At 65.8% G+C, this 14,016-nt stretch carries 10 protein-coding genes; 6 read left to right on the top strand and 4 right to left on the bottom strand.

Features of this window, described 5'->3' with window-relative positions; translation table 11 throughout:
• Positions 1–3: 3 nt before the first annotated feature.
• The 3 genes from OCH7691_RS23365 to OCH7691_RS15665 all read left to right on the top strand — a co-directional run bounded on the left by OCH7691_RS23365 (position 4) and on the right by OCH7691_RS15665 (position 7,043).
• Positions 4–3,357, top strand: a complete 3,354-nt coding sequence (locus tag OCH7691_RS23365; protein ID WP_176245098.1) for a hypothetical protein — start codon at positions 4–6, stop codon at positions 3,355–3,357.
• 167 nt (positions 3,358–3,524) lie between these two features.
• Positions 3,525–4,382, top strand: coding sequence for a sulfotransferase (locus OCH7691_RS15670; protein WP_085884538.1), 858 nt, complete (start codon positions 3,525–3,527; stop codon positions 4,380–4,382).
• A gap of 66 nt (positions 4,383–4,448) precedes the next feature.
• Complete coding sequence (locus OCH7691_RS15665) at positions 4,449–7,043, top strand: calcium-binding protein (protein WP_139839744.1); 2,595 nt, start codon at positions 4,449–4,451, stop codon at positions 7,041–7,043.
• Positions 7,044–7,062: 19 nt separating this feature from the next.
• On the opposite strand, the gene OCH7691_RS23360 is transcribed toward OCH7691_RS15665, so the two are convergent.
• Entirely contained in the window at positions 7,063–7,236 is a 174-nt protein-coding gene (locus OCH7691_RS23360; RefSeq protein WP_176245097.1) for a hypothetical protein, read from the bottom strand.
• A gap of 171 nt (positions 7,237–7,407) precedes the next feature.
• Between OCH7691_RS23360 and OCH7691_RS15660 the strand changes: the two genes are divergently transcribed.
• The gene (locus tag OCH7691_RS15660; protein ID WP_085884536.1) at positions 7,408–8,769 is read left to right on the top strand and encodes a putative O-glycosylation ligase, exosortase A system-associated; all 1,362 of its coding nucleotides are present in this window, start codon (positions 7,408–7,410) and stop codon (positions 8,767–8,769) included.
• A 19-nt stretch (positions 8,770–8,788) separates the two neighbouring features.
• Here the strand turns inward: OCH7691_RS15660 and OCH7691_RS15655 are convergent, their stop codons facing one another.
• Both OCH7691_RS15655 and OCH7691_RS15650 read right to left on the bottom strand, forming a co-directional pair.
• On the bottom strand, positions 8,789–9,208 hold the full coding sequence (locus OCH7691_RS15655) for a GtrA family protein (RefSeq protein ID WP_085884535.1): 420 nt from the start codon (positions 9,206–9,208) through the stop codon (positions 8,789–8,791).
• Between the two features lie 82 nt (positions 9,209–9,290).
• Positions 9,291–10,037, bottom strand: a complete 747-nt coding sequence (locus tag OCH7691_RS15650; RefSeq protein WP_176245096.1) for a YdcF family protein — start codon at positions 10,035–10,037, stop codon at positions 9,291–9,293.
• 124 nt (positions 10,038–10,161) lie between these two features.
• On the opposite strand from OCH7691_RS15650, the gene OCH7691_RS15645 reads away from it, so the two are divergent.
• Positions 10,162–11,694 (top strand): lipopolysaccharide biosynthesis protein, encoded by a 1,533-nt coding sequence (locus OCH7691_RS15645; RefSeq protein WP_085884533.1) that lies wholly within the window; start codon positions 10,162–10,164, stop codon positions 11,692–11,694.
• A gap of 45 nt (positions 11,695–11,739) precedes the next feature.
• Here OCH7691_RS15645 and OCH7691_RS15640 read toward each other — a convergent pair whose 3' ends face one another.
• Positions 11,740–12,834, bottom strand: coding sequence for a GNAT family N-acetyltransferase (locus OCH7691_RS15640; RefSeq protein WP_176245095.1), 1,095 nt, complete (start codon positions 12,832–12,834; stop codon positions 11,740–11,742).
• A gap of 56 nt (positions 12,835–12,890) precedes the next feature.
• On the opposite strand from OCH7691_RS15640, the gene OCH7691_RS15635 reads away from it, so the two are divergent.
• A complete protein-coding gene (locus OCH7691_RS15635; protein ID WP_085884532.1) occupies positions 12,891–13,982 on the top strand; it encodes a GNAT family N-acetyltransferase in 1,092 nt (363 codons plus the stop codon).
• The last annotated feature ends 34 nt before the right edge of the window (positions 13,983–14,016 follow it).

The raw sequence follows: 14,016 nt of genomic DNA, 5'->3' as shown, positions 1-14,016 counted from the left end.
TACATGCCTTCCCACTATAGCGATTTCATGGCTACTTTCGATCTGCTCGCCTCGTATATGAACGAGGCAGGCAATTCGACATCGTCGCAGAGCGCGGGGCTATTCGGCTCGCAGTTCAGCGCCAGCGGCATGGAAGCCTTTCTCAGGATCGCGACGGAGGGTCACACCGGGGCCGGAGCGGCGACCGCCGGCGGATCCGGGTCCGGAAGTCCGCTGCATGCAACGGCGACCACGGGCGCGGCGGACGGTTCCTCCAACGGCGCAATCAACAACTGGTACGCCAACATCAGCAACGGCGGCGGCGAGGCCGGCCATCCGGGTCTCAGCATCCCGAGCTGGCAGCAGGGCGCTTTCAACCCGATGAATGGCGGCGACATACTGCATGGCCAGCCGGGCGGTGGCGGCAATTACTCGGCGGTCGGCGGCGGCATGTCGCACGAGCAGACGATCCACTCTTCGGGCGGCGGCAGCACGCCGGTCTACAGCAGCGGCGCCGCCGGCGGAAACAGCCACACGGGCGGCAGCTACACAGGCGGCAACTCCGGCTACGTCCCGGGCACGCTGAACGAAGGCAACTACGGCGGCGGCAGCTACATGAACGGCGGGGACGTCCGCCACGAGACGAACGTCTACAACAACAACGGCTCGGCCGGATCCGGCGGCAATTCCTCCGGCGGCAGCAGTTCCTCCGGCGGCAGTTCCAGTTCGTCCGGCGGCAGTTCCGGTTCGTCCGGCAGCGGCAAATCGGGTTCCTCGGGCAGCAGCTCGTCGGGCAACAGCTCTTCCGGAAACAGTTCGTCGGGCAATGTCGACAAGCTGCCGGACATTCCGGGTGATTTCTACGAGTCGGTCGGCAAGCTGAATCAGAAGGGCCTGCTCTACGCACCCGAACTCGACCAGGCGAAGGGTTCGAACGAAGTCGTTTCCATCCGTCTTGCCAACAACGGCAACAAGCAGGAAGCGGCCGATCACTATACCTTCGGCCATGTCTTCGCCGAAGGCGACGTCCCTGCCGGGAAGGCCCTCGTCGCCCACATCAACGGCATCCAGGTGCCGCTGCAGATGGATGCGAAGGCGTTTCACGACGACGGTTCGGTCAAGCATGCGGTGCTCACGCTGAACGGACCCAGCGTGTCGTCGGGCAAGGCGATCGACGTCATGCTCTCGACGGCGAACTCGCCGTCGGGGAGCGGCTCGATCAGCGCCTCCAAGATTCTATCCAACGGCTACGATCTCACCGTCGACTTCAAGATCGAGAGCGGCAAGGACGCCGGCAAGACCATTCACATCGACGCGGCCGACGTCCTCCGCGATGCGATGAAAGACGGCAGTCTGACGACCTGGCTCAAGGGCCCGCTGGCGAGCGAGTATTCAGCCGAAGTCGAGGTCAACGACTTGCTGACGGCGCGCTTCAACGTGCGCGCCTATGCCGACGGTTCGGTCATGACCGACGTCGTCGTCTCGAACTCGAAGACCTTCTCGACCAACGTCACGAACGTCACCTACGACGTGACGATCCGCGAGGACGGAAAGGTCGTCGAGAAGTACAACAACCTGGACCATCACCGTCATGGCACGTGGCACAGCGAGGTCTGGTCGGACGACGCGCCGGGCCTGCAGGTCGTCTATGACGTGCCCTACCTGTTCGAGACCGGGGCGGTGCCGGGCTACGACCTGAGCACGGGCGTTTCCGCCTCCGACATCAGCGGCGCCTACAACAAGCTTGCCTCTCTCAACACCGGGCCGATGGGCGAGGCCGGGGTCTTCATGGGCATGCCGGCGCCGGGCGGCCGCGACGACATCGGCATTCTCCCGGAATGGGCGGTCAACTATCTCGTCACCCAGGACGCCCGCGCACTCAAAGTGATGCTGGCCAACGCCGACGCGTCCGGTTCGGTTCCCTGGCACTATATCGACGAGGCGACCGGCAAGGTCGTCAGCATCAAGGACCATCCGCGCCTTTACCTGGGCGAATCCAACATCGGCGGCGTGACGCGGCCGGAAGGGGGCGTCTCCAACGAAGGCACTGGCTGGCAGATCGACAACGCGCATCAGCCGTCGCTCAACTATCTGCCGTACCTGGTGACCGGGTCGCAATATTACCTGGAAGAACTGAAGGCGCAGACCTCCTGGACCGTCGCCTCGCTCAATCCGGACAGCCGCGGTAACGGCGCCGGCGTGATCGAATCCGACAACCAGGTGCGCGGCCAGGCCTGGAGCCTGCGGAATCTCGGCGACGCCGCCTACATCATTCCCGACAAGGACCCGACCAAGGCCTATTTCGAGAAGCTGCTCGACAGCAATCTCGACCATTACGTGAAGAAATACGTGATCGACGGTGCCATGGATTCGGCCGGCGAACTCGAGGGCTATATCTGGCGCGACCGTTATGTCGCGCCGGGTGCGGTGGCCCCCTGGGAGGACGATTTCTTCACGCTGGCCGTGGGCACGCTCGCCCGCCGCGGCTTCGATGGCGCGGATACGCTGCTCGACTGGAAGACGAACTGGACTGTGGGCCGCTTCCTCGCCGAGGACGAGGGCTTCAATCCCTATGTCGCGACGTCCTACCGGATCTTCGTCCAGGACCAGCAGTCCGGTGCGCGCTACTCGTCGTGGGATCAGCTTCGCACCGATTCGAACGACGGATCGCAGAGCTTCGTTGGCAGCCCGAACGCTGCCGACGGCTATCCGGCGATCGCCCGGGCGTCGCTCGCGACCATGGTCGAGCACGGGGCGGAGGGCGCACTCGAAGCCTACGGCTTCGTGGTCAGTGAAACCCAGCATCTGTCGGCCAAGTTCGAGAACGCCCCGACCTTCAACTTCGCCCCGACGCTGGGGCCGGACGGTGCCCGGATCGAGGCAGCCAACCATATCGTCGCCGGCAAGGGCAACGACACCGTCACCGGCAGCAGCGACAACGAACTGCTGCATGGCGGGGCTGGCAACGACAAGATCGTCGGCAACGGCGGCGATGACGCGATCTTCGGCGGCGACGGCAATGACAAGCTGTACGGCAACAACGGCGACGACTTCCTGTTCGGAAACGACGGCAACGACTGGCTGAACGGCGGTCGCGGCGACGATTTCATGAAGGGCGGAAAAGGGGCCGACGATTTCGTCTTCGACGTCAGCAACAGCGGCCGTGACGTGATCGACGATTTCACCCCCGGGGTCGACGACATCGTCATCAAGGCGAACCTGAACGGCAACGGCATCGACAGTGCCGCGGATGCCCTCAAGGCCCTGTCGTCGGACGGGCACGGGAACACCATCCTCGATCTCGGCGGCAACAACGAGGTCATGCTGCTCGGTATCGATCCGAAGGACCTGTCGGGAGCCGATTTCATCATCAATTGACGAAACGGCGACCCGTTGAACGCGCCGCCCGGCTGGCATTTGCCGCCCGGGCGGCGTTCTTCATTCGGGGCCATGTCGCTTGCCGATTGCGCAGGCTACCCCATTAGTGGCATTTTCACCGGACAGCAGTGTCGCAGAGCAACAGTTTCAACTTGCCGGAACGTTCCATGAGTTTCCCGCCCAAGGCGTATCTGATTGGCGCGCAGAAATCCGGCACGACGACGCTCGCGTTTCTCCTCGACCAGCACCCGAAGATCACGGTTTCCCGGCCGAAGGAGCCGAATTTCTTCAACGCCCACTGGGAAAAGGGGCTCGGCTGGTACCGCAATTGCTTCGAGGGCGCGCCGGACGACGCGCTGCTGCTTGATGCCTCGCCCTCCTACACCCATTCGCCGATCTATCCGGGGGCACCCGTCGCGTTGAGCGAGGTCGACCGCCGCGATGTCGCGGAGCGGATCCACAGCGTCGCGCCCGATGCCAGGCTGATCTATATCCTCCGCGATCCGATCGACCGGACCTATTCGTCCTATTGGCACACCGTGCGCGCCGGCCGCGAGACGCGGCCCTGGGCGGAAGCGATCACACCGCGTTCGAACTATGTCGCGACGTCGTCCTACCATGCCCAGCTCGCGGTCTATCTCGAGCATTTCTCGCTCGACCAGTTCCTGATCCTGAAATTCGACGACCTGGCCCGCGACCCGGTCGCGGTGGCGCGGCAGGTTACCGCCTTCCTCGGCGTCGCCCCGGCCGATTTCCCGTACCAGTTCGACAGTCCGAAGAACCAGTCCTACCAGTACAACCACGTTGGGCGTATCCTGACCCGGATCGCCGGAACGGAAGAACGCTTCTTCGCGTTGTCGAATTTCGCCAAGCGCTTTACGCCGCCGGTGCTGCGCGACATGATCCGCCGGACGATCACCGACGACATCCCGAAACTGGATGCCGAGGAGAGGCGGAAAGCCCGGGCCCTGTTCGCAGACGACATGGCCAAGCTGAAGGAACTCACCGGCATCTCGTTCGACTGAGGCTGGATGCCGTGGTGTTCGCCGTCGCCGCTGGCGGCGGGCGGTAGCCCGATCTGGAGCGAAACGATGCTGATGACCTGTAATTCGCCGCGCACCCGGCGCCGGCTGTTGTCCGTGGCGCTGGCGGTTCTCGCACTGAATCTGGCGCCGACCGCCGCGGGCCTGGCGGCGACCGCTGGCAAGGCCCCCGGACTGCCCCCGGCGAGCAGCCTGACCGGCGACATCGTGCGCGCGTCCGATGGCCGCCTCGTCATAGCCGGCCAGTCCGGCGACACGGTCCGGGCCCCGGCACTGCCGCAGCCGTCGGCGCCGGACGAGATCGTCGCCGTTCGCTTCCTCAATCACCAGGCAACCCCGCAGGCAGCCCGCACGATCAGCTTCGGGCAGGCGTTCGTCCCCGGCGACCTCGCCAAGGGATTCCACCTGGAAGCCCATGCCGGATCCGATGCCCTGCCGACCCAGGTCGACGTGAAGGCGCGCCACGACGACGGCTCGGTGCGCCACGCGATCGTCACGGTCGCGCTGCCGCTGATCGCCGGCGGCACAGGCCTTGACGTCATGCTGCATCGGCGCGTCGGCGCCGCCGCGAAGGGCCATGTCGCGCTTTCGGCGCTCGCTGCCGCGGGTTACGGCAAGTCGGTCGAGATCGTTCCCATCAAGGCACTCGAGCCGAGCCCGGCGGCGGCCAGCTTTGACGTTGCCGAGGCCCTTGCGGCGGCGGAGAAGGCGGGCGGCCTCGAAACCTGGCTGGACGGCCCGCTGGTCACCGAATATGTCGCCAACCGGCCGGTCGACGAGCGTTTCTCGGTCGGCCTGCATGTCCGGGTCTTCGCCGACGGCCCGGTGCGAACCGCGCTGGTCTTTCACAACGATGCGGCGACGGTACCGAACCGCAACCTGCAGTACGGCCTTGTCGTCCGCGACCGCGGCGCGGCCCCCTACCGGATCGCGGACGTGTTCCAGCATCGCAACGCGACGTGGCGTCACGTGGTCTGGCAGGGCGTCGCGCCGGCGGTGCAGATCGTCCCCGATGTCCGCTACCTGATGCGGAGCGGGGCATTGCCGAGCTACGACCTGTCATGGGGCGTCAGCGATTGGGAGATGCAGAAGATCGAGGCCTTCCTCGACGACTACAAGTGGGAGCCGATGGGGAGCGGCAGCGTGCATCGCAAGATGCCGGCGCCGGGCGGGCGTGCCGATCTCGGCCTGCTGCCGCGCTGGTCCGCCGAATGGGTGGTCAGCATGGATCCCCGCGCCGAGGCGCTGGCGAAGCTGAATGCCGAGGTCGCGGGCACGATCCCCTGGCACTTCCGTGATCCGAAGACCGATCGGCCGCTGCGCATCGACAACCGGCCGCGGCTCTATCTCGGTGGGGCTCAGATCGCCAACAGCGATCTCCCGCCGGGCGGCATCCAGCGCGAAGGGACCGGCTGGACCCCCGATGCGGCGCATGTGCCGTCACTCACCTACCTGCCTTATCTGCTGACCGGCGACCGCTACTATCTCGAGGAACTGATGGCCCAGGCGGCCTGGCACGTGGCGGCCCTCGATCCGAATTACCGGCAGAACGACAAGGGGCTGATCGAACAGGCAAACCAGGTGCGCGGCCAGGCCTGGACCATGCGGACGCTGAGCAACGCCGCCTTCGTAACCCCCGACGACGACCCGATGAAGGGTTATTTCGTCGGCCTGCTGGAGCGCAACCTGGACGCCTATCTCGGTCGCTACGTGGAGCGGCGGGAACTCAGGGAGGCGGGCGACCTGGAAGGTTATATCTGGCGGCGGCGCTACGTCGATCCGGGTGCGGTCGCTCCCTGGGAGGATGATTTCTTCACCTCCGCGATCGGGCTGATCGCCTCGCGCGGCTCGGACAAGGCGGTACGCCTGCTGCGCTGGAAGGCGAACTGGACGGTCGGCCGCTTCCTGTCCGAGGACAAGGGCTTCAATCCCTTCGCCGCGACCGCCTACCGGCTTTTCGTCGTCGACCGCGAAACCGACAGGCGCCACACGAAGTGGTCCGAGGTGGTGCCCGACGACGGCTGGTATGCCAAGAAATTCGGCGATCCCCGCTACGCCTCGAGCTTCGTCGGCTACGCCAACGCCACCGACGGCTATGTCGCCCATGCCCGGGCGGCGCTGGCCGCGATGGTCACCTTCGGCATTCCGGGGGCGATCGACGCCTTTCGCTTCGTGGTCGAGAACAGCGAGACGCTTCAGAGCGGCTATGACGGCGACCCGACATTCCTGCTCGCGCCGAGCGCGGGGCCCGGCGGCGGCTTGCTGGAGCAGCCGGGCTTCCGTTTTGCCGACGAGGACGGGGAGCGCCTTGAGGGCGACGGGGCGGCCAACCTGCTCGCCGGCGGTAACGGCGACGATGTGCTTGCCGGTGGTGGCGGGTCCGACCTGATGGCGGGCGGCGCCGGCGCCGATCGCTTCGTCGTCGATCCGGCGGCACCGGGGCGGACCGTCATCACCGATTTCGAGCCGGGCCGCGACCGACTCGTCGTTCCGGCGACGCTTTCGCCCGTGCTGCTGCTGAGTACGGCCCGGGAGCGGCCGGGCAGCGGGCTGGAAATCGCGTTGTCGGACGGCGCGACGATCGTGCTGAGCGGGATTTCACGCGGCAAGCTCTCGGCCGCGGATTTCGAGGTCGCGCGCTAGGAAGGCGTCCGTCGGCGGTTCAGTTCTGGCCGTAGCGGTCGTGCCGCGGCTTTTCCGGCTCCGGATCGATGCCGCCCCGCATGCCGAGCAACCCCGTGGTGCGTTCGCGAGGCTTGGCGCGGTCGTTGCGGATCGACCAGATGAGGACGACGAACACGCCGATAACCGCGAAGAGTGTGAGAAAACGAAGCATTTAAGGTTCTCTAAGGCCTTTCCGGCTATCCCGGACGAAACGTCGCCAGCGGGAATCCTAGCGGTCGCGAGGGCCACTGTCCAACGCGGGGCGGAGTTACCGCCTGAATTGCCGGCCGCGCTTTGCTATGCTGGCGGCCGAGCCATGAATTAGGGGTTAAAAGGGCGGACGATGCTCAATCTGATGCTCATCGGCGGCGTGTTCGGGATGCTGGTGCTCGCCTTCTTCGGAGCCCATGTCGGCATCCTGACCTGGGCGTGGATCTCCTTCATGCATCCGCATCGCCTGGTCTGGGGCGGCGACCAGTTCCAGCTGACCATGATTTCCTCGCTCGCCGCGATGTTCATCTGGCTGGTCTCGCGCGAACCGAAGCGCCTGCCGATGAACTCGACGATGGTGATCTTCATCATTTTCCTGCTTCACGCGACCCTGACCACCGTCACCGCCTACCGGCCCGGCTACTCGGTGGAGTTCCTGATCACCCTGTACAAGACCTTCCTCATGCTCTTCATGATCATGGCGACGATGCACACCAAGGCGCGTCTCCATGCGATGATCTGGCTGATGGCGATCTCGATCGGCTATTACGCGATCCAGGGCAGCATAGGGTTCCTGACCGGTAGCGGTTCGCATCATTTCTCGGGTCCGCCGAAGACCTACATCTACGACCGGAACCATCTGGCGATCGCCTTCATCATGGCGATCCCGCTGTTCAATTACCTGCGCATGAACACGGCCAAGCGGTTCATTCAACTCGGCTGCATGGGGGTCATGTTCTGCGCCGGCACCGGCGTGATCGCGACACAGTCACGGGGTGGTTTCGTGGCGATGGCCGTCATGCTGGTGCTGTTCTGGCTGCGCTCCGGGCGCAACCTGCTGATGCCGGTCATGGTCGTGTTGCTGATGGTACCGGCGCTCATGCTCGCGCCCCAGGAATGGACCGAACGCATGCAGACGATCGAGCATGCGACCGAGGACGGTTCGTTCAGCGGGCGGCTCGACGCCTGGTACGTGGCGTGGCGAATCGCCAAGGAACGTCCGCTCACCGGCGGAGGCATCAACGCGACCCAGCTACGAGACGTCTTCTTCCGCTTCGTCCCCGACAGCCCGCTCGCCCGTGCGGCACACAGCGTCTATTTCCAGACCCTCGGCGACCACGGCTTCGTGGGCCTGATCATCTGGACTTCCTTCGGCTTCATAGCCTGGCGCAATCTCGGGTACGTCCGACGACGATGCAAGGACGAGAAGGGGCTCGAATGGGCCCGCGACCTGGCCTCGATGATGCAGGTCTCGCTGGGCAGCTTCTATGTCGGCGCGGCGGCCCTGTCGCTGGCCTACTACGACTATTTCCTCACCTTCATCGCGCTCGCGGCGGTCCTGCGCCAGGTGATCGAACGGGAATTCGCCGGCGAGGCGGCGGTGCCATACGGGCGCCGTACAGCGGCCGGGATCGCCCAGCCTACGCCACCCGCGGGCTCGATACCGGCCGAACGGCAGATCGGCGAGCATCCGGTCGGCGAGCGCCGCGGCTGAACCTGGCCCGGCCGCCGGCCTACTGTTCGGTGCGGGTGCGGAAGACGACGAACCGGCCGAAGGTGAAGTTGAAGATCGTCGTCACGGCGGTGACGAGGAACCAGCCGAGATGCGCGTTCAGGCCGGCGAGATCGACCAGCAGATGGATGCCGACCGTGCTGATGACCAGCGACGCACCGTTCATCACCAGGAACCAGAACATCTCGCCACCGACATGGCCGCGCGAGCCGAAGGTCCAGCGGCGATGCCAGTAGAAGCTCCAGCCCATGCCGGCGATGTAGGATATCGGCTGTGCCGTCGCGGCCTTCTCGATATTGTCCGGGAGTACCGAATTGTAGAGCAGGATGAAGACGATATAGGAGATCAGCGCGGCCGCGGCGCCAACCACGACGAAGCGGAAGGCCTGCTGATGAAGGTCCCGGTCTTTCAGTATCCGCATGCTCTCTCCCGAGGTCGCCCGTCGCGCAATCCTGTCGGCCGGATCATGCCGAGGCGGTCGTTAAGATCGTCTCAAGCGTCGCTCAATGGCGCAGTCGGTACCACAGCATCCCGAGCATTTCATGCATCGCAAGACCGCTGTCGTAAAAGGCCCCGCCGGATGGCAGGTAGCTTCCCGGATCGTCGGCCGGGGCGGGCCGGGTAAATCCGGTCGGTGCCGACAGGGCGTGCAGCGCCGTCTGCCGGAACGACCAGAGCGCGCGCCGCATGTGCCAGGCGTGGCTGACGACAAGGACGTCGGTGATCCCGTCGGGGCGCAACAGCGCCTCCGCCCGTGTCGCATTGTCGAAGGTCGTGCGCGCCTCGACTTCGGCCCAGCGGACCGGGAAACGGAATTCCCGCGCCGCGGTCTCCGCCATCAGGGTGCCGACTGCCACCGGGACGCGCGGCCCCGGACCGCCGGTGACAAGCAGCGGCAGGCCCCGGGTCCGTGCCAGCAACACCCCGTAACGCAACCGCTCGAGGCTCATCGCGTCGAGCGTCGGGCCGCCGTATTCGGGTGCCCGGAGACTGACGCCGGCGCCGAGCACCACGACCGCTCGCGCCGCGGGGTCGCCGGTCGCCGTATGGGCGAGCGCCTCGTCCGGTTCCAGAATGCCGAGGAGCCGGGTCGCGACGAACGGTGTGGCGGCAAGATAGAGGGCGACCAGGCAGAGGATCGAAAGGGCTCGTCCGACGCGCCGCCATTTCGGGAAAATTAACCCGGCGAGGGCTATCCAGAGCAGGCTGGCTGGCGGCAGAAGCAATTGCTTCACAAGGAGATAGATCAATCGTACTCCTTTCGCCGCGGGGCATTCGGGGTCGCCGGCCCGACTATGCAGGGTAGGGACCGGGGCGTAAAGTGCCGCTGGCCGGCGGCGATGCCGCCGGCAGGAATGAAGACAACGGGATCTGATGGAAGTCGAGCAATCCGGGAACGAAAGATCGATCGGCGGTCACATGGCGCGTGGCGCCTTCTGGATGATCGCGATGAACTGGTCGATGCGCCTGATCGGTCTCGTCAACACGATGATTCTGGCCCGGCTGCTGGTGCCGGAGGACTTCGGCATCATCGCGATGTCGATGGTCGTCGTCGGGTTCCTGCACGTGTTTTCCGAGGCGAACGTCGACCTGCTGCTGCTGCGCAAGGCGGACGTGAGCGAGGCGGACTACAACAGCGCCTGGACACTCCGGATCATGACCGGAATCGTCGTCATGGTGCTGCTAATGGCGGTGGCGCCGCTGTTCGCCGACTATGCCAACGACCCGCGCGTGACGGTCGTCATCCAGATCCTGGCGCTGCGTTCCGGCCTGCTCGGATTCGAGAATATCGGCGTCGTCCGGTTCCGCAAGGAACTGAATTTCCGGCGCGAGTTCCTCTACCAGTTCTACAGGCGAATCATCTATTTCGTCGTCGGCCTGATCTTCGTGCTGGCGCTCCGGAACTACTATGCGCTCGCGGTCGCGCCGCCGCTGGCGGCGGTCATTGCCGTGATCATCAGCTACCGGATGTCGCCGTTTCGGCCGAAGCTCGATTTCAGCCGGGTCGGGCAGGCCTGGAACTTCTCGCGATGGCTGATCCTGCTGGAAGTCGCCCGCTTCGTCGCCAACCGTACCGATAACGCGGTCCTGAGCCGGACCCAGGACGCGACCGCCCTCGGCAACTATTTCGTTGCCGTCGAGATCGCGACCATGCCGACCCGCGAACTGGTGATGCCGCTGACCCGGGCGCTCTTCCCGACCTTCTCGAAGGTCGCCCACGATCCCGAACAGCTCCGTACCGCCTTCCTGCAGGTGATGAGCTTCGTCTCGACCTTCTGCATCGCCGCCGGGCTCGGGATGGCGCTGGTTGCCGATCATCTGGTCCCGGTCATGCTGGGTTCGAAATGGTCGGCGGCGATCCCGTTCTTCTTCTGGTTCGCGATATACGGCGTCGCCACCGGGATCATCCAGTCGATCACGCCGTTCTTTGTCGTGATCGGGCGCGAGCGCACCGTGGCCTTGCTCGACGTCGCCTATATCGCGGTCCTGGTGCCGACCCTCATCTATCTCGGCAATACCCAGGCGATCGTCGCGGTCGCGATCGGCCGGGTGGTCTGTCGCTATCTCTATCTGATCTTCGTGCTCGCCATGATGCGCCGTTTCGGCGGTGTCCCGGTGGCGGCGATTGTCGGGACGATCTGGCGACCCGCACTCGCCGGGCTTGCGATGGCGGCAACGCTCAACTGGCTGCCGCCGATCGTCGCCCCCGATCTCGCTGCCCAGACCGGCATGTCGATCGCCTTCACCGGCCATCTGTTGTCACTGGTCGAACAATTCCTGGTCGGCGCGTTCGTCTATCTCGGCACGGTCTGCCTTCTCTGGGTTCTCGCCGGCCGGCCGGCAGGGGCGGAGAGCGTCGTGCTCGGCCTTGTCGGCAGGCGCCTGGCCGCCCGCCGGAGCAGTTAGATCGCGGTCCGCCGACAGCTGCCGGGCGCGCGCCCGGCCGGGGCATCAGCGTCCCGACAGGCGGCGCACCAGCGCCTTGGCCCTGGCGCGAAGGGCGAGCGCCAGGCCGGCCGGACGATGCCGGTTGCAGGCGGCGATGCCCCAGCGTTCCCGGCGTTGTCCCAGCCAGTCGCTCTTGTAGGAATCGTCGCCGCAGCCGAAGTCGATTTCCGAGACCCGATCGACCTCGATGGCGTGCCGCGCCATATGCGCGGTCAGCACGGTACCGAGCGAGTGATCGCGGAAGGTTTCGTCATAGGCGAGCTTGAAGATCGTCGCCCGGCCGGACCACACCAGCCAGAGCTGGACGGCCGCCGGGGTCTCGCCGACCCAGGCCGTTCCCAGGCGGAGCGCGCCGGCGGCGGCGGCCTTGCGAATCAGGCCGGCGGTGAAGTCCGGATAGGGTTCGGGATCCTTCCAGCTCTGCCGGTAGACCGCCTCGTAGCCGGCGATCGCGGCCTCGAGATCGCCGCTGCCGTCCTCGATCCGGAGTGCCGCGCCGTCGTGCGCTGCGAAACGCCGGGACTTGCGTTTCAGGGTGTTGCGGAGCCGCGACGGGCGGCGCGCCATGTAACCCTCGAAATCGGTGTCGCCGACCGATTCGTACCAGTTGCCGAAATGGAAGAAGCGCTCGGTGACGAAGCCCGCCTGACGGAGCGCCTGTTCGAGCTCGGCGAAGACGGGGGCCTCGACCGGCATCGCGCGGAGCGTGAGAAGATCGCGGTCGCTGAGTGTCTCGGCGAGGCCCTGGACAAGTGTGCCGAGCGCCGCCGCCCGATCGTCGGTATCGGCGAGCACCGGGGCGAAGGCGCAGCTGTAGAAATTGGACATGCCTTCGGCCCGCTGAACCCGGCGGCGCCAGCCTGTCTCGTCGCCTGTTCCGTCGACGAGGCGGACGGCAAGCAGCGCGAGCGGCGTGCCGTCCGATCGGGCCACGGTGGCGAAAAGCGGCCGGTCACCCGCGTCAAGGCAGGTCGCGACGAAATTCCGGTACCAGGGCAGACTCGAATAGACGCCGCCGGCGTCGTCCGCGGCCATGAGCGCGCCGAACTCCGGCGGCAGCCCGTCTGCGCCTTCGAAGGCGCGGAAAATCATCGTCATGCAGCGGTCCCGGTACGGCGTCCAAATCGAACGCAACCTAGCAGGGCGAGGTAACGGTGCAAGGGTCGAGACTTGCAGGTGAACTCGCGACCTGTCCCGAGCCGGCGGCGCTCGAGGCGGAATGGCGGGCGCTCGAGGCGCGCGCCGACGGGCGTTTCTTCCTGAGCTGGCCGTGGATCGGCACGCTGATCGCCCTTGCCGGGCCGCCATCGCACTGTCTGCGGATCCGCGATGGGGCGGAAACGGTGGGGCTGGCGCTCGTGTATGCGGCACCGGGCAACCCGCGCGCGCTGCATCTGAACGAGACCGGCGATCCGGCGAAGGACACGATCTATATCGAGTACAACGGCCTGCTCGCCGACCGGCGGATCGGGGCGGCGGCGGTCGAGGTGGCGATGCAGGTCCTGCGCGCGGCAAGTCTGGAAAAAGGCGGACCTCGCCGGATTCGCATGAGTTGCGTGACGGAAACCTGGCACGAGGCGGCGGGCCGTCAACCATGGCTGCTTGCCCGGGCGCATGCGCAGGGCTGCTTCGGCGTCGACCTGGTCGCCTTGCGGGCGGCCGGAGGCGACTATGTCGGCACTCTGGGCCGCAACAGCCGACAGCAGCTTCGGCGCTCGCTGCGGGCCTATGCCGACGATGGCGAACTCCGCGTCGAGCGCGCGGCCGACGTCGCCGAAGCGCAGGCCTGGCTCCGCGCTCTCGCCGAACTGCATCAGCGCCGCTGGGAAGGGCGCGGCAAGCGGGGCGCCTTCGCCGAGCCGTTCTTCCTGCGGTTCCACGATCGGCTGATCGCCACAAACCATGCGGCGGGCGCGGTCGACCTGCTGCGGGTAAGCGCGGGAAGCGAGAATCTCGGCTATCTCTACAACTTCATCCATAAGGATAAAGTTTATTTCTACCAGTCCGGATTCGTGTATGGTGAAGGGCGGGACCGCCGACCCGGCATGGTTTCGCATGCCAAGTCTATCGAATTCTATTGCCGTGAAGGGCGCGATTACTACGATTTCATGGCGGGCGGCGAGCGATACAAGGCCAGTCTCGGCGTTCATGTCGAGGATCTGTGGAGTTTTACACTCGAGTACCCGAGCCTTTTCAATCGCGTGACAAACAAAGTCCGACGCTTTAAGAATCGCGCCAAGTCGTGATAATATTTGCGCAATCATCTCGTGGCATATTGCC

The organism is Oceanibacterium hippocampi, from assembly GCF_900172325.1.
Classification (GTDB): Bacteria; Pseudomonadota; Alphaproteobacteria; order Sneathiellales; family Sneathiellaceae; genus Oceanibacterium; species Oceanibacterium hippocampi.
This window is presented reverse-complemented; position numbering and strand designations above follow the sequence as displayed.

Excerpts from the sequence above, each read along its gene's own strand:
- OCH7691_RS23365 (WP_176245098.1), top strand. The coding sequence starts at position 4 with ATGCCTTCCCACTATAGCGATTTCATGGCTACTTTCGATCTGCTCGCC.
- OCH7691_RS15670 (WP_085884538.1), top strand. The coding sequence starts at position 3,525 with ATGAGTTTCCCGCCCAAGGCGTATCTGATTGGCGCGCAGAAATCCGGC.
- OCH7691_RS15665 (WP_139839744.1), top strand. The coding sequence starts at position 4,449 with ATGCTGATGACCTGTAATTCGCCGCGCACCCGGCGCCGGCTGTTGTCC.
- OCH7691_RS23360 (WP_176245097.1), bottom strand. The coding sequence starts at position 7,236 with ATGCTTCGTTTTCTCACACTCTTCGCGGTTATCGGCGTGTTCGTCGTC.
- OCH7691_RS15660 (WP_085884536.1), top strand. The coding sequence starts at position 7,408 with ATGCTCAATCTGATGCTCATCGGCGGCGTGTTCGGGATGCTGGTGCTC.
- OCH7691_RS15655 (WP_085884535.1), bottom strand. The coding sequence starts at position 9,208 with ATGCGGATACTGAAAGACCGGGACCTTCATCAGCAGGCCTTCCGCTTC.
- OCH7691_RS15645 (WP_085884533.1), top strand. The coding sequence starts at position 10,162 with ATGGAAGTCGAGCAATCCGGGAACGAAAGATCGATCGGCGGTCACATG.
- OCH7691_RS15640 (WP_176245095.1), bottom strand. The coding sequence starts at position 12,834 with ATGACGATGATTTTCCGCGCCTTCGAAGGCGCAGACGGGCTGCCGCCG.